The organism is Rothia sp. BD8 (genome assembly GCF_044878465.1).
Classification (GTDB): Bacteria; Actinomycetota; Actinomycetes; order Actinomycetales; family Micrococcaceae; genus Rothia; species Rothia kristinae.
Map to the genome: position 1 here is coordinate 136,301 of NZ_JANJES010000001.1, position 19,027 is coordinate 155,327.

The 19,027-nt window shown below is 71.1% G+C and carries 20 protein-coding genes and 1 pseudogene; 15 read left to right on the forward strand and 6 right to left on the reverse strand.

The window, feature by feature from the left end; all coding sequences use genetic code 11:
- The first annotated feature begins 12 nt into the window (after positions 1–12).
- From rlmN to glmM, 12 genes are all read left to right on the forward strand, one after another.
- Positions 13–1,188: a 23S rRNA (adenine(2503)-C(2))-methyltransferase RlmN gene (rlmN, locus tag NQ707_RS00605; protein WP_404434091.1), complete on the forward strand. Its 1,176-nt coding sequence runs from the start codon at positions 13–15 to the stop codon at positions 1,186–1,188.
- A gap of 273 nt (positions 1,189–1,461) precedes the next feature.
- A complete protein-coding gene (gene infA, locus NQ707_RS00610) occupies positions 1,462–1,683 on the forward strand; it encodes a translation initiation factor IF-1 (protein ID WP_030015001.1) in 222 nt (73 codons plus the stop codon).
- Positions 1,684–1,768: 85 nt separating this feature from the next.
- Entirely contained in the window at positions 1,769–1,882 is a 114-nt protein-coding gene (rpmJ, locus tag NQ707_RS00615) for a 50S ribosomal protein L36 (RefSeq protein WP_055684554.1), read from the forward strand.
- 161 nt (positions 1,883–2,043) lie between these two features.
- Positions 2,044–2,412, forward strand: coding sequence for a 30S ribosomal protein S13 (gene rpsM / locus NQ707_RS00620; RefSeq protein ID WP_055684553.1), 369 nt, complete (start codon positions 2,044–2,046; stop codon positions 2,410–2,412).
- Between the two features lie 28 nt (positions 2,413–2,440).
- Positions 2,441–2,845, forward strand: a complete 405-nt coding sequence (rpsK, locus tag NQ707_RS00625) for a 30S ribosomal protein S11 (RefSeq protein ID WP_055684552.1) — start codon at positions 2,441–2,443, stop codon at positions 2,843–2,845.
- A 180-nt stretch (positions 2,846–3,025) separates the two neighbouring features.
- Positions 3,026–4,030 carry a DNA-directed RNA polymerase subunit alpha gene (locus NQ707_RS00630; protein ID WP_055684551.1) on the forward strand — a complete coding sequence of 335 codons (1,005 nt, stop codon included), beginning with the start codon at positions 3,026–3,028 and terminating at the stop codon, positions 4,028–4,030.
- A gap of 112 nt (positions 4,031–4,142) precedes the next feature.
- Positions 4,143–4,847 (forward strand): 50S ribosomal protein L17, encoded by a 705-nt coding sequence (rplQ, locus tag NQ707_RS00635; protein WP_404434097.1) that lies wholly within the window; start codon positions 4,143–4,145, stop codon positions 4,845–4,847.
- A 206-nt stretch (positions 4,848–5,053) separates the two neighbouring features.
- A complete protein-coding gene (locus NQ707_RS00640) occupies positions 5,054–6,067 on the forward strand; it encodes a tRNA pseudouridine(38-40) synthase TruA (protein ID WP_404434099.1) in 1,014 nt (337 codons plus the stop codon).
- Between the two features lie 291 nt (positions 6,068–6,358).
- Entirely contained in the window at positions 6,359–6,802 is a 444-nt protein-coding gene (rplM, locus tag NQ707_RS00645) for a 50S ribosomal protein L13 (RefSeq protein WP_055684549.1), read from the forward strand.
- Positions 6,803–6,837: 35 nt separating this feature from the next.
- On the forward strand, positions 6,838–7,338 hold the full coding sequence (gene rpsI, locus NQ707_RS00650; protein ID WP_055684548.1) for a 30S ribosomal protein S9: 501 nt from the start codon (positions 6,838–6,840) through the stop codon (positions 7,336–7,338).
- 106 nt (positions 7,339–7,444) lie between these two features.
- Positions 7,445–8,515, forward strand: coding sequence for a polyphosphate kinase 2 (ppk2, locus tag NQ707_RS00655; protein ID WP_404434102.1), 1,071 nt, complete (start codon positions 7,445–7,447; stop codon positions 8,513–8,515).
- A gap of 52 nt (positions 8,516–8,567) precedes the next feature.
- Positions 8,568–9,926, forward strand: a complete 1,359-nt coding sequence (gene glmM, locus NQ707_RS00660) for a phosphoglucosamine mutase (protein ID WP_100464438.1) — start codon at positions 8,568–8,570, stop codon at positions 9,924–9,926.
- 184 nt (positions 9,927–10,110) lie between these two features.
- On the opposite strand, the gene mscL is transcribed toward glmM, so the two are convergent.
- The 3 genes from mscL to coaA all read right to left on the reverse strand — a co-directional run bounded on the left by mscL (position 10,111) and on the right by coaA (position 12,375).
- A complete protein-coding gene (mscL, locus tag NQ707_RS00665) occupies positions 10,111–10,518 on the reverse strand; it encodes a large conductance mechanosensitive channel protein MscL (RefSeq protein ID WP_055684656.1) in 408 nt (135 codons plus the stop codon).
- A 121-nt stretch (positions 10,519–10,639) separates the two neighbouring features.
- Positions 10,640–11,419 (reverse strand): M15 family metallopeptidase, encoded by a 780-nt coding sequence (locus tag NQ707_RS00670; RefSeq protein WP_404434105.1) that lies wholly within the window; start codon positions 11,417–11,419, stop codon positions 10,640–10,642.
- Positions 11,419–12,375 carry a type I pantothenate kinase gene (coaA, locus tag NQ707_RS00675; RefSeq protein WP_404434109.1) on the reverse strand — a complete coding sequence of 319 codons (957 nt, stop codon included), beginning with the start codon at positions 12,373–12,375 and terminating at the stop codon, positions 11,419–11,421. Before coaA ends, NQ707_RS00670 begins: the two co-directional genes overlap by 1 nt.
- Before the next feature lie 81 nt (positions 12,376–12,456).
- Here coaA and glmS point away from each other — a divergent pair, with 81 nt between their 5' ends.
- The 3 genes from glmS to NQ707_RS00690 all read left to right on the forward strand — a co-directional run bounded on the left by glmS (position 12,457) and on the right by NQ707_RS00690 (position 16,523).
- Positions 12,457–14,331 (forward strand): glutamine--fructose-6-phosphate transaminase (isomerizing), encoded by a 1,875-nt coding sequence (gene glmS / locus NQ707_RS00680; protein WP_404434111.1) that lies wholly within the window; start codon positions 12,457–12,459, stop codon positions 14,329–14,331.
- A 129-nt stretch (positions 14,332–14,460) separates the two neighbouring features.
- Positions 14,461–14,865, forward strand: a complete 405-nt coding sequence (locus NQ707_RS00685) for a holo-ACP synthase (RefSeq protein WP_058730621.1) — start codon at positions 14,461–14,463, stop codon at positions 14,863–14,865.
- Positions 14,856–16,523: a bifunctional ADP-dependent NAD(P)H-hydrate dehydratase/NAD(P)H-hydrate epimerase gene (locus NQ707_RS00690; protein WP_404434115.1), complete on the forward strand. Its 1,668-nt coding sequence runs from the start codon at positions 14,856–14,858 to the stop codon at positions 16,521–16,523. The genes NQ707_RS00685 and NQ707_RS00690 overlap by 10 nt, the downstream gene beginning before the upstream one ends.
- Here NQ707_RS00690 and NQ707_RS00695 read toward each other — a convergent pair.
- From NQ707_RS00695 to NQ707_RS00705, 3 genes and pseudogenes are all read right to left on the reverse strand, one after another.
- Positions 16,517–17,127 (reverse strand): annotated as a pseudogene (locus tag NQ707_RS00695) (exopolysaccharide biosynthesis polyprenyl glycosylphosphotransferase). The gene NQ707_RS00690 and the pseudogene NQ707_RS00695 overlap by 7 nt on opposite strands.
- A 35-nt stretch (positions 17,128–17,162) precedes the next feature.
- Positions 17,163–17,990 (reverse strand): nucleoside-diphosphate sugar epimerase/dehydratase, encoded by an 828-nt coding sequence (locus NQ707_RS00700; RefSeq protein WP_404434118.1) that lies wholly within the window; start codon positions 17,988–17,990, stop codon positions 17,163–17,165.
- Positions 17,991–18,175: 185 nt separating this feature from the next.
- The gene (locus tag NQ707_RS00705) at positions 18,176–18,964 is read right to left on the reverse strand and encodes a phosphatase (protein ID WP_224799838.1); all 789 of its coding nucleotides are present in this window, start codon (positions 18,962–18,964) and stop codon (positions 18,176–18,178) included.
- Positions 18,965–19,027: the final 63 nt, after the last annotated feature.

A 19,027-nucleotide genomic window follows, 5' to 3' on the forward strand; every position in this document is an offset into this window, starting at 1 on the left:
AGGGGCACCCACGTGTCTGAGAGCACCGCCACGCCGGTGGAGATCACCACCCGGCCCGAACCCGGCAGGATCCTGCTGAAGGCCCCGCGCCGCGGGAAGCCGCCGAAGCACCTGGCGGACTTCGACCTGGCCGGGCGCAAGGAGTTCCTCACGGAGCTGGGCCACCCCGGCTTCCGGGCCAGCCAGCTGTCCACGCACTACTTCGACCACCTCACCACGGATCCGCAGCGCATGACCGATCTGCCCGCGGCCACCCGGGAGGAGATGGTCGCCGCGGCGATGCCGCAGCTGCTGACCGAGGTGCGCACCCTGGAGGCCGACGGCGGGGACACCATCAAGTCCGTGTACCGGCTCTTCGACGGCGCTCTGGTGGAGTCCGTGCTGATGCGCTACGAGCACCGGGTGACCATGTGCATCTCCTCGCAGGCCGGCTGCGGGATGAACTGCCCCTTCTGCGCGACCGGGCAGGCGGGGCTGACCCGCAACCTCTCCACCGCGGAGATCGTCGAGCAGGTGGTGGCCGGGGCCCGGCGGCTGAAGTCCATGCAGGGCCTGGAGCAGGCCGAGCACGGCACGGAGGCGACCCGTCCGCTGCGGGTCTCCAACATCGTGTTCATGGGCATGGGGGAGGCCCTGGCCAACTACAAGGCCTCCCTGGGTGCGGTGCACCGGCTGATCGATCCCTCCCCGGAGGGGCTGGGCATCTCCGCGCGCGGGATCACCATGTCCACCGTCGGGCTGGTGTCGGGCATCCGCAAGTTCACGATGGAGAACCTGCCGGTGACCCTGGCGCTGTCCCTGCACGCCCCGGACGACGAGCTGCGCGACGAGCTGATCCCGATCAACACCCGCTGGAAGGTGGACGAGGCCCTGGACGCGGCCTACGACTACTACCGCCAGACGGGACGGCGGGTGTCCATCGAGTACGCGCTGATCCGGGACATCAACGACCAGGGCTGGCGGGCGGACCTGCTGGGCAAGAAGCTGGCCCAGCGCGGGCGCGGCTGGGTGCACGTGAACCCCATCCCGCTGAACCCGACCCCCGGCTCCAAGTGGACGGCCTCCCGCCCCGGGGTCGAGCAGAACTTCGTGGAGCGCCTGCGCGCCCACGGCATCCCCACCACGGTGCGCGACACCCGCGGCTCGGACATCGACGGCGCCTGCGGGCAGCTGGCCGCCGCCTCCTGATCCGCCGCTTCGTGAGCCACCGGCCCCCGACCCATCGGCCCCGGCCGGGCCGAACGCCGTCGGGCGGGGCGAGGGTGGGACTCGCCGCCGCGTGAGCCGCAGCTCACCCGCGCCGGGGTTAACTTTCCCGCGGGGATGCCGTACACTCGACTGTTGGCCGTCTCTGCCGTCATCCTCCCGTGTCCGCGGTGAGGTGCCGCGGGGGAGCCGACCGATACGAGCAAGACTGCCCCGCGGGCCACGGCAGGCGGGGCACCGACGTTAGCGGAGGATATGGCCAAGAAAGACGGCGTCATCGAGATCGAGGGAGCCGTGGTCGAAGCACTGCCCAACGCGATGTTCCGCGTGGAGCTGGACAACGGCCACAAGGTGCTCGCCCACATCTCCGGGAAGATGCGACAGCACTACATTCGCATCCTCCCCGAGGATCGCGTGGTCGTGGAGCTCTCGCCGTACGACCTCTCCCGCGGCCGCATCGTCTACCGCTACAAGTAGGGCTCCCCGACGGCGCCGCCGGATCCCTCCGGGATCCGCGCATCGCGCCGTCCGACCCCCAGTTGCAACAACGCAAAGGAATGCGATGAAGGTTCAGCCGAGCGTCAAGCCGATCTGCGACAAGTGCAAGGTGATCCGCCGCCACGGCGTGGTCATGGTGATCTGCGAGAATCCGCGTCACAAGCAGCGCCAGGGCTGAAGCCCCGGCCTTGTCGGGACTGATCGCTTCCGACGCCTCGAGAACATGGCACCGCTCCCCGTGACACGCGGGGATACCTCCGGACACAGAGGCCGGAGACCGGGGACACCCGGGCAGTGATGCCTCAAACCTCTGGATCAACTACAAGGAGAACCGCCGTCATGGCTCGTCTCGCAGGAGTGGATCTGCCCCGCGAAAAGCGCGTGGAGATCGCCCTCACCTACATCTACGGCGTGGGCCGCACCCGCGCCCACGAGGCCCTGGAAGCGACCGGCGTCAGCCCGGACATCCGCGTGAAGGACCTCTCCGACGCCCAGCTCGTCGCGCTGCGCGACTTCATCGAAGGCAACTTCAAGGTCGAGGGTGACCTCCGTCGCGAGGTGGCCGCCGACATCCGCCGCAAGGTCGAGATCGGCAGCTACCAGGGCCTGCGCCACCGCCGCGGCCTGCCGGTGCACGGTCAGCGCACCAAGACCAACGCCCGCACCCGCAAGGGTCCCAAGCGCACGGTCGCCGGTAAGAAGAAGTAAGCACCCTCTCGCGTAGGAGAACCAACTCATGCCCCCAAAGACTCGCGCTGCGGCCGCCCGCACCTCTCGCCGCAAGGTCAAGAAGAACATCAGCGCCGGACAGGCGCACATCAAGTCCACGTTCAACAACACGATCGTGTCCATCACCGATCCCTCCGGCGCGGTGATCTCCTGGTCCTCCGCCGGCGAGATGGGCTTCAAGGGCTCCCGCAAGTCCACCCCGTACGCCGCCCAGATGGCCGCCGAGAACGCCGCCAAGCGCGCTCAGGAGCACGGCGTGCGCAAGGTGGACGTGTTCGTCAAGGGTCCGGGATCCGGCCGTGAGACCGCGATCCGCTCGCTGCAGGCCACCGGCCTGGAGGTCGGCTCTATCCAGGACGTGACCCCCAGCGCCCACAACGGCTGCCGCCCTCCCAAGCGCCGTCGCGTCTGATCCGCCGCCTCTGCCGGCACCGAGCGCATCCTCCTTCCGGGGAGGGGCGGGCCCGGTCCGGAAGACCCCGCCTGTCGCCGGGGCCGTCTACGGCCGCCACCTCCGGGCGGCGCCCACCGATCCTGTTTTCCCCCACCTGTGTTGCGTCATATAGCGGATGCTCGCTGAAAGGAAACATCAGTGCTCATTGCACAGCGCCCCTCTCTGAGTGAAGAAGTCGTCGCGGAGAACCGCTCGCGCTTCACCATCTCCCCGCTCGAACCCGGTTTCGGCTACACCCTGGGCAACTCGCTGCGGCGTACCCTCCTGTCCTCGATCCCCGGCGCCGCCGTGACCAGCATCCGCATCGACGGCGTGCTGCACGAGTTCTCCACCGTGGACGGGGTCAAGGAGGACGTCACCGAGATCATCCTGAACATCAAGAAGCTGTCGATCTCCTCGGAGAACGACGAGCCCGTGGTCGCCTACCTGCGCAAGCAGGGCCCGGGCGAGATCACCGCGGCGGACATCGAGGTGCCCGCCGGGGTGGAGATCCACAACCCGGATCTGCACATCGCCACCCTCAACGCGCAGGGCGCGTTCTCCGCGGAGCTGACCGTGGAGCGCGGCCGCGGCTACGTCTCGGCCCAGCAGAACAAGGCCGGGGCCGGCGAGTCGGAGATCGGCCGGATCCCGGTGGACTCCATCTACTCGCCCGTGCTGAAGGTGACCTTCCGGGTCGCCGCCACCCGCGTGGAGCAGCGCACGGACTTCGACAGCCTCGTGCTCGACGTCGAGACCAAGGAGGTGATCGCCCCGCGCGACGCCGTGGCCTCGGCCGGCAACACGCTGGTGGAGCTGTTCGGGCTGGCCCGGGAGCTGAACACCGAAGCCGAGGGCATCGAGGTCGGGCCGTCCCCGGCCGACGAGTCCATGGCCCAGGATCTGGCCCTGCCCATCGAGGACCTGGACATGTCCGTGCGCTCCTACAACTGCCTGAAGCGCGAGGGCATCAACACCGTCGGGGAGCTGGTCTCCCGCTCCGAGGCGGACCTCATGGACATCCGCAACTTCGGCCAGAAGTCCATCGACGAGGTCAAGGAGAAGCTGCAGGAGCTCGGGATGTCCCTGAAGGACTCCCCGGCCGGCTTCGAGCCCTTCGCCGCGGTGGATGAGGAGGAGGACGAGGAGGAGACCTCCTTCTGATCCGCTCGGGCCGGACCACCGGCCGTTCGCACTCGAGAAGCAAACCCTGGTCCCGTCCCGGCGCGGCTGATGCGCCGGACCCGGGACCGCACGAAACGGAAGATTCACTGATATGCCTACTCCCACCAAGGGACCCCGCCTCGGGGGCAGCCCCTCCCACCAGCGGCTGATCCTGGCGAACATGTCCCAGCAGCTGTTCGAGCACAAGCGCATCACCACCACCGTGACCAAGGCCAAGCGCCTGCGCCCGGTGGCCGAGCGCCTGATCACCTTCGCGAAGCGGGGCGACCTGGCCTCCCGCCGTCGCGTGATGCGCTCCCTGACCGACAAGTCCGTGGTCCACGAGCTGTTCACCAGCATCGCCCCGGCCTTGGCGGATCGGCCCGGCGGGTACACCCGCATCACCAAGATCGGCAACCGCTCCGGGGACAACGCCCCGATGGCCGTGATCGAGCTGGTCATGGAGCCGGTGGCCTCCCGCGCCGTCGTCGAGGAGGCGACCACCGCCGCCCGCGCCGCCGCCAACTCGAACGCCGAACAGGCCCCGGCCGAGTCCTCGGCCGCCGCCGAGGCCCCGGCCCAGGCCGAGGCTTCCGCCGACGAGCAGCTGCCGGCCGGTGCGCACGCCCCGCTGGAGTCCGGCGAGGCCCCCGAGGGCTTCGAGGTCAAGGGCAACTCGGACTCCATGAAGTACCACGTGCCCGGCTCCCGCTGGTACAAGTCCACCACTGCGGAGATCTGGTTCGACACCGCCGAGTCCGCCAAGGCCGCCGGCTACGCCCCGGCCGGCGGCGAGGCCGCCCAGCAGGTCTCCTGATCGGCACGACCTGAGCCCGGGAGCAGATCCTTCGGATCACCGGCTCCCATCGCGGACCCGCCACGGGCCCCGAGGCACCCCCCACCGGGGCCTCGGGGCCCGTGGCGCATCCGCACCAGACCGCAATCCCGCTTCCCGCAGCCGTCGCAGTCCCGCAACCCTGCTTCCCGCACCGTCGCCGCCCCGCCCGTCAGGAGGTCCCCGCCGTGAACGCCGCGTCCCGCCCCCAGCCCGCCCCGGAGGCCCCGGGCGAGCACCCGCTGGGCGCGGCGCTCCCGGAGACAGACCCGCCGGTGCGGGTGCGCCTGGACTTCGCCTATGACGGCGCCCCCTTCTCCGGGTGGGCCCGTCAACCGGGGCTGACCACCGTGCAGGGCTGCCTGGAGGACGCCCTGCAGCTGGTGCTGCGCCACCCGGTGCACCTGACCGTGGCCGGGCGCACCGACGCCGGGGTGCACGCCCAGCACCAGGTCGCCCACCTGGACCTGCCGCGCGCAGCTTGGGAGGCGCTGCCCGGACGCCGCGGGACGGCCGAGCGCCACGCCCCGGATGACCCCGGTGCGGCGCTGGTGCGCAAGCTCAACGGGGCGCTGACCCGGGTGCTCTCCGGCATCGCCCCGGCCCCGCGCCCCGGCGCCCGGCCCGCCGGGCTGGGGGCGATCCTCGTGCGCTCGGCCGCGGCGGTGGACCCCTCCTTCGACGCCCGCTTCTCCGCGCTGTCGCGCTCCTACGTCTACCGGATCGCCGACGGCCCCCGGCACCAGTCTCCGCTGACCCGCGGGTACACCGCCTGGACCCCGCGGGAGCTGGACCCCGAGCAGCTCAGCGCCGCGGGTCGGCAGCTGCTGGGCCTGCACGACTTCCTCTCCTTCTGCAAGCCCCGCCCGCACGCCACGACCGTGCGCGAGCTGCGCTCGGTGGACTTCCGTCGGGCGGAGTCCGGGCTGATCGAGGCCCGCCTTCAGGCCGACGCTTTCTGCCACCACATGGTGCGCGCGATCGTCGGGGCCTGCCTGGCGGTGGGGGAGGGCCGCCGGGACGAGGCCTGGCTGCGCGGGCGCCTGGAGCACCCCGTGCGGGACTCCGAGATCCGGCTGGCCCCGCCGGAGGGACTGTGCCTGGAGCGCATCGCCTACCCGCAGGACGCGGCCGGCTGGGCCGATCAGGCCGAGCGGGCCCGGGCCCGCCGGGCCGCGCCGTCGGAGGCACCGGGCTCCTGAGGAGGCGGATCAGTCCGGGTGTGAAGGATTTCGCCCCGGATCAGCAGGGAGGATCCTGGATTAAGTGCGGGTCCCTCGGCTATAGTGGGGTGCTGTTGTGCGTGTCCCACCTCGGTTCACCCGCCAGCGACCGTCGGCCCAGTTGCAGGGCGAGGTGACGGCGCGGCGTCGAGACATCGGGACGAACGGATGCGTCTGGCCCTCACCCAGACCCCTTCGAACGCATCGCAGAACGGCGTGACACCCAACTAGCGCCGACACAGAAAATACCGACACGAAGGTTCAAGAAACGTGCGTACGTACACCCCGAAGCCCGGCGACATCGATCGCCAGTGGCACGTCATCGACGCCACCGACGTCGTGCTGGGTCGCCTGGCCAGCCAGACTGCAACGCTGCTGCGCGGCAAGCACAAGCCGACCTTTGCCCCGAACGTGGACGGCGGTGACTTCGTCATCATCGTCAACGCCGAGAAGGTGGCCCTGACCGGCGCCAAGCTGGAGAAGAAGCGGGCCTACCGCCACACCGGCTACCCCGGCGGCCTGCGCTCCGTCTCCTACGAGGAGCTGCTGGAGAAGAACCCGGTGCGCGCCGTGGAGAAGGCCGTCAAGGGCATGCTGCCCAAGAACAAGCTGGCCGCGCAGCAGATGAAGCACCTCAAGGTCTACGCCGGCGCCGAGCACCCGCACACCGCTCAGCAGCCGAAGACCTACGAGTTCACCCAGATCGCCCAGTAATCGGGCCTGCGACAACAGCACTCAAAGGAGAAATCGTGGCTCAGACTACTGACGAGCAGACCATCACCGAGGAGCAGCTGACCAGCTACACCTCCGAGTCCACCGCCCCCGTGGCCGGCGAGGCCGCCGCCCAGCGCCCGGCCCTGACCGTCGGCGGCTCCGCCGTCGGGCGGCGCAAGCAGGCCGTGGCCCGCGTGCGCGTGGTCCCCGGGACCGGGCAGTGGTCCCTCAACGGGCGCGCCCTGGACGTCTACTTCCCCAACAAGCTGCACCAGCAGGAGGTCAACGACCCCTTCAAGCTGCTGGAGCTGGAGGGCTCCTACGACGTCATCGCCCGCATCCACGGCGGCGGCCCCTCCGGCCAGGCCGGTGCCCTGCGCCTGGGCGTGGCCCGCGCGCTGAACGAGATCGACGCGGAGAACAACCGTCCGCAGCTGAAGAAGGCCGGGTTCCTGACCCGCGACGCCCGCGTCATCGAGCGCAAGAAGGCCGGCCTGAAGAAGGCCCGCAAGGCCTCGCAGTTCTCCAAGCGCTGATGCGCTCGCGCCGCCCGGCGGCGCGCTGAGCTGTTCACGCGAAGAACCCGTCCTCTCCGGTGTGGGAGGGCGGGTTCTTCCGCGTCCCCTGGCTAAGCTGGTGCCCATGAGCAGTGACAACCACGACGACGATGCCGTGAGCGCCCGACCCGACAAGTCCCACCTCTCCGATGCGGAGCGTCTGGAGCAGCTGGGGGAGGAGGCCCAGGAGGAGACCCGCCGGGCCGCCGTGCAGGAGGCCCTGAAGAAGCGGTCCCGCCGGGTCTCCGTGGTCCAGGACTACGCCGCGGAGCTGGATGAGATCGGCTCCCTGACCCGCTCCCTGGAGGGCCGTCACGACGTCTCCGACGCCTGGCGGATCGGGTACCCGTACGACGAGAAGCTCAAGCGCAAGGACTATGAGCGCACCAAGCGCACCCTGCAGATCGAGCTGCTGAAGCTGCAGCTGTGGTTCAAGGAGACCGGGCAGAAGCTGCTGCTGATCTTCGAGGGCAGGGACGCCGCGGGCAAGGGCGGGTCCATCAAGCGCTTCACCGAGCACCTGAACCCGCGCGGCTCCCGGGTGGTGGCCCTGGAGAAGCCCACCGACATCGAGCAGACCCAGTGGTACTTCCAGCGCTACATCGAGCACCTGCCCTCCGGCGGGGAGATCGTGCTGATGGACCGCTCCTGGTACAACCGGGCCGGGGTGGAGCGGGTCATGGGCTACTGCACCCCGCACCAGTACTACGAGTTCATGCGCCAGGCCCCCGAGCTGGAGCGGATGCTGGTCAACTCGGGGATCCGGCTGGTGAAGTTCTGGTTCTCGGTGACCCGAGCGGAGCAGCTGGCCCGCTTCGAGGCCCGCCGCACGGACCCGGTGCGCCAGTGGAAGCTCTCGCCCACGGACCTGGCCTCCCTGGACAAGTGGGACGACTACACCGAGGCCAAGGAGGCGATGTTCTTCTACACGGACACCGGCGACGCCCCCTGGACCATCGTGAAGTCCAACGACAAGAAGCGCGCCCGCCTGGAGGCGATACGCCACGTGCTGTCCCTCTACGAGTACCCGGACAAGGACCACTCCGTGGTGGGGCGCCCGGACCCGCTGATCGTGGGCCCCGTGTCCAAGACCTTCGAGGAGGACCAGCCGGCCACGACCGAGCAGTTCCCGGTGGTCACCCCCGAGCGCCCCTGAGGCGACCCCACCGCCCGAGCACCGAGAACCCGCCCGCGTAGACTGAGGAACGATGGCTAGATTATTTGGAACCGACGGGGTGCGTGCGCGCGCCAACAGCGAGACGATGAGTGCGCTGTCCTCCCTGCAGCTGGCCCAGGCCGCCGCGGTGGTGCTGGGCTTCGACCAGGTGGCCGAGGGGCAGCGCCCCAAGGCCGTGATCGCCCACGACTCGCGGATCAGCGGCCAGTTCATCGGCGCGGCGATCTCCGCGGGCCTGGCGGCCTCCGGGGTGGACGTGTACGACGCCGGGATGCTGCCGACCCCTGCGGCGGCGTACCTGGTGGCGGATCTGGACGCGGACTTCGGCGTCATGATCTCCGCCTCCCACAACCCGTACCCGGACAACGGCATCAAGTTCCTGGCCCGCGGGGGCAAGAAGCTGCCGGACGCGGTGGAGGACCGCATCGAGGAGGTCTACCGGGCGCAGGACTTCCGGTACCCGGAGGGCCCGGACGTCGGGCGCATCTCCCGCTTCGCGGACGCGGAGGACCGGTACGTCACGCACCTGATCTCCACGCTGCCGGCGCCGTCGGCCCTGGCGGGGCTGTCCGTGGTGCTGGACTGCGCGCACGGCGCCTCCTCCGGGTGCTCCCCGGACGCCTTCCGCATCGCCGGGGCGCAGGTGCACGTCATGGCCGCGGACCCCAACGGCACCAACATCAACGACGGCGTCGGCTCCACCCACCTGGAGGGCCTGCAGGCCAAGGTGCGGGAGCTGGGCGCGGACCTGGGCATCGCCCACGACGGAGACGCCGACCGGTGCCTGGCCGTGGATGAGACGGGCGACGTGGTGGACGGGGACACGATCATGTCCATCCTGGCCACGGCCCGGCGCGACGCCGGCCAGCTCGCCCACAACACGCTGGTGGCCACCGTGATGACCAACCTGGGCATGGAGAAGTACCTGGAATCCGAGGGGATCACCCTGGTGCGCACCCAGGTGGGGGACCGCTACGTGCTGGAGGCGATGAACCGGGACGGGTTCAGCCTGGGCGGGGAGCAGTCCGGGCACGTGATCATGTCCGACTACGCGACCACCGGGGACGGGATCCTCACCGGCCTGCACCTGGCGGCCGAGGTCAACCGGACGGGAGAGACCCTGTCCTCCCTGGCGCACCGCTTCGAGCCGGTGCCGCAGACCATGATCAACGTGCCCGGGGTGGACAAGGCCGCCGCGGACACGGACGAGGCGGTGCAGGCCGAGGTGGCCGCCGTCGAGCGCGAGCTGGGTGCGGACGGCCGGGTGCTACTGCGTCCCTCCGGCACGGAGCCGCTGGTGCGGGTGATGGTGGAGGGCCCGGATCAGGAGACCGTGGACCGCCACGCCCGGCGCCTGGCCGAGGTCGTCGCCCGCGAACTCGCCCTCTGACACCCTTCCCCTCCCGAGACCCCCGCGCCGAGTCATCACTTCCGGCCGGAAATCGCCGATTATTCGGTCGGAAGTGATGACTCGGGGAGGCAGGGGAACAGGGGAGCTCCCGGAACCTCGAAGGGCCCCGCACCGTGGTGGTGCGGGGCCCTTCGGCGTGCGGATGATGATGGGTGGGGAAGCCTTACTTCTCCGGGGTGGCGCCGGTGGCGTTCTTGCCGGCCACCAGGGAGTCGCGGATCTCGGTCAGCAGGGCGACCTGCGGATCCACGGCCGGCTCCTCGTCCTCCAGGCCCAGCTTGCGGGCGCGGGCCTCGTTCATCTTGTTGATCGGCATGACGATGCAGAAGTACAGCGCCGCGGCGATGATGAGGAAGTTGACGACGGCGGTCAGGAACACGCCGACCTTGACCTGGCCGAAGACCAGGAAGGAGTCGAAGTTCGGGGAGCCGATCAGCATGGAGATGAGGGGCATGAGCACCGACTCGACGAGGGCGTTGACCACCGTGCTGAAGGCACCGCCGATGATCACACCGACGGCCAGGTCGATGACGTTGCCTTTGGAGATGAAGTCTTTGAATCCACTGAGCATGATCGCCATCGTACGGCAGGTTTCGCTCTCAGCGGAGGCTTTGTGCGGCGAATGACGGACAGATCACGCAGTATTCACCGTGATGGTCGGCACCGTTGGCGCACCGCGGGCACCGTCCGGATCAGTCCCGGTAGCTCGGGGCCGGCCCCGCCCCCACGAACTCCTCGTAGCTGTGGACCCCGGAATCCCGGTACCGCTGGGCCTGCTCCTGCCCGATCCAGCGCAGGTGCCAGGACTCGAACCAGTACCCGGTGGTGTCCTGCTGCTGCCAGGGAAAACGCAGGATGAACCCGTACTCTGCGCCGTGCTCGGCGAGCCAGTGCGCCGCCGGGGTGTCCCGGAAGCACGGCAGCAGATCGCACGCCCCGGACCCGCCGAAGTCCACGGCCAGCCCCGTCTGGTGCTCCGAGTACCCGGGCCGGGCGGAGGCGACGTCGGCCCGCTCCTGCCCGTAGGTGCTCACCCACTGCCGGTAGGTGGCCTCCTGGGTCTGGTGGGAGCGGTAGCCGGAGATGGGGCTCAGGCTCACCCCGTCCCGAGCCGCGGCCTCGATCATCCGGCGGGCGGCCGCGGCGGCGTCGGCTCGCAGCTGCACCGAGCCCACGGTCTGCAGGTCCTGCGGGGCCCAGTCGATCGGGTCCATCGGGTGGGTCTTGTTCACCAGCACCGTGGGGGAGTCCGGGGAGGAGATGTCCAGGTGCTCCCCGGGTGCGGCCGAGGCAGAGGCGGCGGGAGCGCTCGCGGTGTCGCTGGCTGCCGCGGACGGCTCGGTCGCGGTCGTCGCGGTCCCGGCCGAGGCCGTCGGGGCGGGGGATCCGGCGTCGTCGTAGGATCCGGCGGCGCAGCCGGTCAGCCCGAGCAGCAGGACGGCGGGTGCGGCGATCAGGCGCAGTCGGGGCATCAGGTCTTCCTCAGCAGCACGCGGCGGATGGTGTGGTCGGCGTCCTTGGACAGGATGAGCTTGGCCCGGCCCCGGGTGGGGCCCACGTTCTGCACGAGGTTGGGCTCGTTGATGCGCCGCCAGATGTCCAGGGCGGTCGCGGAAGCCTCGGCGTCGGTCAGGCCAGCGTACTTGCGGAAGTAGGAGCGGGGGTCCCGGAAGGCGGAGTCGCGCAGGGACAGGAAGCGGTTGACGTACCACCGTTCGATGTCCTGGGTGCGCGCGTCCACGTACACGGAGAAGTCGAAGAAGTCCGACAGGGCCAGCGCCCCCTTGTCGTCGGCGGACAGCTGGGCGGGGGCCAGCACATTCAGCCCCTCCACGATGAGCACGTCCGGGCGTGTGACCACCACCTCCTCGTCCGGGAGGATGTCGTAGGTGACGTGAGAGTACTTCGGCGCGGTGACCCGGGGCGCGCCGGATTTGATCTCGGCGACGAAGCGCAGCAGGGCCCGCCGGTCGTAGGACTCTGGGAAGCCCTTGCGCTCCATGAGCCCCCGCTCGCGCAGCACCGCGTTGGGGTGCAGGAAGCCGTCGGTGGTCACCAGCTGCACGTCCGGGGTGGTGGGCCAGCGGCTCATCAGGGCCCGCAGCAGCCGCGCCGTCGTGGACTTGCCGGCGGCCACGGAACCGGCCACGCCGATGACGAACGGGGTGCGCTGGTGGTGCCCGCCGAGGAAGTCGTTGGTCGCCTCGTTCAGGGAGCCGGCGGCGTTCGCGTACAGGTTCAGCAGCCGGGACAGCGGCAGATAGACCTGCCGAACCTCCTCCACGTCCAGCACATCGCCCATCCCGCGCAGCCGCTCGATCTCCGCGGAGGTCAGCGGCACCTCGATCTCATCCGAGAGCCGAGACCAGGTGTCCCGGTCCAGGGACACGAACGGCGTGGTGCGCGGTGGGGCCGGGACGGAAGTCACGGGGCACCAGTCTAGCTCCCGGCCCGCGGTACAGCTGCCAGCGAACTCCCAGGATGACACCGGTGGGATAAACTGGCCCGCATGTGTGGAATCGTTGGATATGTGGGCACCCCTGCGGCAGCCGATCGTGAGTACACCGCCCTCGACGTGATCCTCGAGGGCCTGCGCCGCCTGGAATACCGCGGCTACGACTCCGCCGGCGTCGCCGTCATCGCGGACGGCCGGATCGAGGCCCGGAAGAAGGCCGGGAAGGTCTCCCAGCTCGACGCCGAGCTTGCGGCTCACCCCCTGCCGGACGCGGTCAACGGCATCGGGCACACCCGCTGGGCCACCCACGGCGGCCCCACCGACGTCAACGCCCACCCGCACGTGGTCGCGGACGGACGCCTGGCCGTGGTGCACAACGGCATCATCGAGAACTTCTCCGAGCTGCGCACCGAACTGACCGGCAAGGGCTACGAGTTCGTCTCCGAGACGGACACCGAGGTCGCCGCGACCCTGCTGGCCGAGATCTACGCCCACGAGGCCGACGAGGACCTCACCCGCGCGATGCAGCTGACCTGCCAGCGCCTGGAGGGCGCCTTCACCCTGCTGGCCATCCACGCCGACCACGAGGACCGCATCGTCGCCGCCCGACGCAACTCCCCGCTGGTCATCGGCCTGGGGGAGGGGGAGAACTTCCTCGGCTCGGACGTCTCCGGGTTCATCGACTACACCAAGCAGGCCGTGGAGATGGACAACGACCAGATCGTCACCATCACCCCCGACTCCTACGAGATCACCGACTTCCACGGCACCCCCGCCGAGGGCAAGCCCTTCGAGGTCAAGTGGGACGCCGCCGCCGCCGAGAAGGACGGCTACGACTCCTTCATGGACAAGGAGATCCACGACCAGCCCGCCGCCGTGCGCGACACCCTTCTGGGCCGCCTGGACGAGAAGGGCCGCCTGACCCTGGACGAGCTGCGCATCGACGAGTCCGTGCTACGCAGCGTGGACAAGATCGTGGTCATCGCCTGCGGCACCGCCGCCTACGCCGGGCAGGTCGCCCGCTACGCCATCGAGCACTGGTGCCGCATCCCCACCGAGGTGGAGCTGGCCCACGAGTTCCGCTACCGGGACCCCATCGTCAACGAGAAGACCCTCGTGGTGGCCCTGTCCCAGTCCGGGGAGACCATGGACACCATCATGGCCGTGCGCCACGCCCGGGAGCAGGGCGCCAAGGTCATCGCGATCTGCAACACCAACGGCTCCTCCATCCCGCGCGAATCCGATGCGTCCCTCTACACCCACGCCGGCCCGGAGATCGCGGTGGCCTCCACCAAGGCCTTCCTCGCCCAGATCACCGCGGCCTACCTCCTCGGGCTCTACCTCGCCCAGCTGCGCGGGAACATGTACGCCGACGAGATCAAGGACGTGCTCGAGGAGCTGCAGGCCATGCCGGAGAAGGTCCAGGCCGTCATCGACGCCGAGGAGCAGGTCAAGAAGCTCGGCACCGACATGGTCGACGCCGGCTCCGTGCTGTTCCTGGGCCGCCACGTCGGCTTCCCCGTGGCCCTGGAGGGGGCGCTGAAGCTCAAGGAGATCGCCTACATCCACGCGGAGGGCTTCGCCGCCGGGGAGCTCAAGCACGGGCCGATCGCGCTGGTCGAGGAGGGTCAGCCGGTCTTCGTCATCGTGCCCTCCCCGCGCGGACGGGACTCCCTGCACGCCAAGGTGGTCTCCAACATCCAGGAGATCCGCGCCCGCGGCGCCATCACCATCGTCATCGCCGAGGAGGGCGACGAGGCGGTGGAGCAGTTCGCCAACCACGTGATCCGCATCCCCCAGGCCCCGACCCTCATGCAGCCGCTGCTGGCCACCGTGCCCCTGCAGATCTTCGCCTGCGCGATGGCCGCGGCCAAGGGCTACGACGTGGACCAGCCGCGCAACCTCGCCAAGTCCGTGACCGTGGAGTAGCCGGACCCCCACGAGGCGACACCCCCGACGGCGCCCGCCGCGCGAGACCCGTGCGGCGGGCGCCGTCGCATCCGCAGCACCACCCCGGGCGGGACCCGGGACGGCACCGACCCCGCAAGGAGGGCACCGATGATCATGGGCACCGGCGTGGACGTGGTGGACATCGAGCGGTTCCGCCGCATCATCGAGCGCACCCCCCGCCTGCTGGATCGACTGTTCACCCCCGAGGAGCACGAGCTGCCCGCCCACACCCTGGCCGGGCGCTTCGCGGTGCGCGAGGCCGTCGCCAAGACCCTGCACGCCCCGCCCGGGATGATCTGGAAGCACTGCTGGGTGCGCAAGAACGCCGACGGCGCACCGCGCCTGGTGGTCACCGGCACCGTGCAGGAGACCGCCCAGCGGCTGGGCATCAACCGCTGGCACCTGTCCATCACCCACGACGCCGGGGTCGCGGTCGCCACCGTGATCGCCGAGCACCTGAGCCCCGACGAGCTGGAGCTGGCCCGCCGCTGGGAGGAGTCCACATGGTCCTGAACGCCTACACCGCCGAGCAGATCACCGCCACCGAGAAGCCCCACCTGGCCGCCGGAGCGCCCCTGATGGCCCGTGCCGCCCACGCCCTGGCCGTCGAGGCCGCCCGGATGCTGCGGCACCGGCCCTCCGGGGCCTACGGCGCCGACGTCGTGGTGCTGGCCGGTTCCGGGAACAACGGCGGGGACGCCCTGCACGCCGGTGCCCTGCTGCGCGCCCGCGGCGCCCGCGTCACCGCGGTGCTCACCGGCTCCGAGGCCCACGAGGAGGGCCTGGCCGACCTGCGCGGGGCCGGCGGCTTCGTCCTGGGGCTGGGGGAGGCCGGCGCGCCGGCCTGCGCCCGGGCCGCCGCCTGCGCGGACCTGATCATCGACGGGATGCTCGGCACCGGCGGTCGCGGCGGCCTGCGCGAGGCCCCGGCCGAGCTCGTCCGGCGGATCCAGGAGAGCACCGGGCGGAACACCGAGCATCGGAACACCGAGCATCGGAGCGCCGGGCATCGGAGCACCGGGGGCTGGGCCCGCCCGCTGGTGCTGGCCTGCGACGTGCCCTCCGGGCTGGATGCCACCACCGGCGCCGTCGCCGGGCCGGTGCTGGCCGCGGACGCCACCGTGACCTTCATCGGCATCAAGAGCGGCCTGTTGGCCACGCCCAAGCCCTCCCTGGTGGGCCGGATCCGCTGTGCCGACCTCGGGATCGGCGCGGACCTGCCCGCGCCCGCGCTGCGCGAGGCCGAGGAGGAGGACTTCCCCCGGTACTGGTCCTTGCCGGTGGAGGGGGATCAGAAGTACTCCCGCGGGGTGCTGGGCACCGTGGCGGGCTCGGACCAGTACCCCGGGGCCGGGCTGATGTGCGTGCACGCGGCGGTGCGGGCCGGGGCCGGGATGGTCCGCTTCGTCGGCGGGGACGCCCTGGCCTCGGCGCTCGCGGTGAGCACCCCCGAGGCCGTGCGCAGCGAGCACGTCGGGGCCCACCGGGTGCAGGCCTGGGCCGTGGGCTCCGGGGCCACCGACCGCGCCCAGCAGGCCCAGGTCGAGCAGGCCCTGGACGCCGGGGTGCCGGTGCTGGCCGACGCCGCGGCGATCGAGATGCTGGCCCACCGCGCCGCCGACGGCGACCCGGCCCCCGCGCACGTGCTGCTCACCCCGCACGCCGGGGAGCTGGCCCAGGCCCTCGAATGGGTGGCCCGGCTCGCCCCGGAGCGCGGGGAACGGCTGGTGCGCGCCGCCCGGGAGGCCGGGCTTCCCGAGGACGAGGAGGTGCAGACCTCCCCGAGCCGCGCCCAGATCGAGGCGGCGCCCTTCGTGTGGGTGCGCGCGGCGCGGGAGGCGCTCGGCGGGACCCTGCTGCTCAAGGGCACCACGACGCTGGTCGCGGCCCCGGACGGCACCGTGTGGGCCCACCGCGGCAACAGCGCGTGGCTGTCCACCGCGGGCTCCGGGGACACCCTCTCCGGGATCCTCGGCGCGGGACTGGCCGCGCACTGGGCGCGGGTCGAGGCGGGCCGGGCCGAGGGCGCCGACGGCGAGTGGGCCGGCGTTGCGGCGGCCGGGCTGCTGGTGCAGCGCGGGATCTCCACCGCCGCCCCCGGGCCCGTGCCGCCGACGGTAGCCGCCGAGCGGATCCCGGAGGTGCTGGGCCGGCTGGCCGATGGTCAGTAGGCGCCGTCCTTGCCGACCACCGCGCGCACGGTCTTCAGCAGGATCAGCGGATCCGAGAGCACGGACCAGTTCTCCACGTAGTACAGGTCCAGGCGGGTGGATTCCTCCCAGGAGAGGTCCGAGCGCCCGGAGACCTGCCACAGCCCGGTGATGCCGGGCTTGACGAGCAGCCGCCGGTGCACGTCCTGCTCGTAGTGCTCGACCTCCTCGCGCAGCGGCGGGCGCGGACCCACCAGGGACATGTCCCCGCGCAGCACGTTGAACAGCTGCGGCAGCTCGTCCAGGAAGTACCGGCGCATGAACCGGCCCACCCGGTGATCCGCGGGTCGTCGGCCATCTTGAACAGCACGCCGTTGCCCTCGTTGCGCTCCATCAGCTGGGCTTTGAGCTGCTCCGCGTTCGGGACCATGGAGCGGAACTTCAGCATCCGGAAGGGCTCGCCCTGGTAGCCGACCCGCTCCTGGCGGAACAGCACCGGCCCGCCGGGGGAGTCCGCCTTGACCAGCAGGGCCAGCACCAGCAGCACGGGCGAGAGCAGCAGCAGGCCGACGGCGGAGGCCACGACGTCGATGAGGCGCTTGACGGCGGCTGCGGGCCCGCGCATGCGCGGGGTGCCCACGTGGATCAGCGGCAGCCCGTTCAGGGGCTGGGTGTGGAAGCGGGGCCCGGCGATGTGGCCATCATCAGGCCCACGTGCTCATCGGCCAGCAGCCAGCCCAGGCGGCGCATCCGCCGGGGCTTGATCCGGTGACCGGTGGACACGGCCACGACGTCGATCGCCAGCTCCTGCACCGCCGCCATGATCTGCTCCGGGTCCGGGGCGTAGCCCAGGATGGGCAGCTCGGGGTGCTCCTCCAGCACGCTGCCCGGCGCGGACCCGGCCAGGTACGCCGCGACCGGCCTGTATCCGTAGGCCGGGGCCCCGTGCAGCACGTTGGCCAGGTGCGCCGAGGACGGGGCGTCGCCGATGATGAGCACCCGGATCAGGGCGCGTCCGCTGCTGCGTCGGCGCACCAGCCACACGCGGAAGGCCCACCGGGCCAGCATCAGCAGGACCAGTCCCACCGGCAGCGCGATGAGCACGTATCCGCGGGCCAGCGGCACCGCGAAGGCGTAGGAGACGATCGCGATCGCGGCGAACAGCCACAGCGATGAGCGCACCACCGCGATGTACTCGGCGTTGCCGGCCCCCAGGATCCGGGAGTTCCTCGCGCCCCCGAGCCACAGGGCACCCCACCAGGCCAGCACCAGGCAGGCCGAGAGCAGCGTGTAGGAGACCGAGGAGTCCCCGGTGGTGGTGGGCAGGTGGGCGCCGTCGTCCGTGAAGCGCACTGCCTGGGCCACGACCACCGCCAGGATGATGCACAGGGCGTCGGTGACCGCCAGGACTCGGACGGCCTTGTTCGGCCAGGTCATGCGATGGACGTCGCCGTCGGTCAGCGGCGGCCGGTGCGCGCGTGGTGCCACGGTCTTCGGAACCTCTCCCCCAAGAAGTCTGATGTGATCGATCGGGACGGAACGCGGGCGGTCCCCGACCGCCCCGTATCGCGCGGCCCGCGGGGTCCCCGCGGGGTCGCGCTGATTCCGTCCCCCGCCCCTCTGTATAGGGAGCCGCTGGGGCCCGCCCGCCCGGGACCCGGGTGATGCGGGCGTCAGTCCCGTGCGGTCAGGTAGCGGATCACCGGCTCGTACAGGTGCGGCAGGACGTTGTCATCCATCGGCACCGCCACCAGCAGCTGACCCTGGGCCTCGGAGACGAACAGGCCCGGGTCGTTGCAGTCGGCGATGCCCAGGGTCGCCAGCCCCGCCTGGGCGGCGGCCCCGGCCCAGCCGTGATCGGCGATCACCAGATCCGGCAGACCGGACGGGCTGCGGCGCAGCTGCTCCAGGACCAGGTCCATCGGCTGCGGCAGGTGGGTATGGGCCAGGGAGCCGTACTGCTGGAACATCACCACGCCCTCGATCTGGCGCAGGTCCCCGCCGTCGAAGGCGATGCCCTCCTCGATGCCCACCACCTCGGCCCCGCGGGACTCGGCCCACGCGGCCAGCTCCCGGTAGATCGGGTAGAGCCCGGCCGGGTGCCCGGTGGCGAACAGCAGGCGCGCGCCGCGGTCCACGGCCTCGTGCAGCAGGCGCCGGTAGGTGCGCAGGGCGGTGACGCACTGCCGGGCGCCGATCGTGTCCTGGCCTTCTCGATGCCGCGGGTCCGGGTCGATCCCGACCTTCTCCACCATCAGCGCGAACACCTCCTCCCAGGTCCACGGGTGGTCCTGGACCACGCCGAAGCCCAGGTGCTCGACGCCGTCCAGGAAGCCCTGGATGTGGGCGAGGTTGTCCTCCCGCGGGGTGGCCACCCGGCCGGTGATGCGGGCGCGATCCAGGTGCTCGCGCAGCGCGGCCTCGGCGTCGGGGCTCGTCGGGGTGGAGGCGGCGGTGTTCACGAGGTCCTCTCGGGTCGGGGATCGGGGTGGGGGTCAGGTCAGATCGGGTGTGGGGGGGCAGAC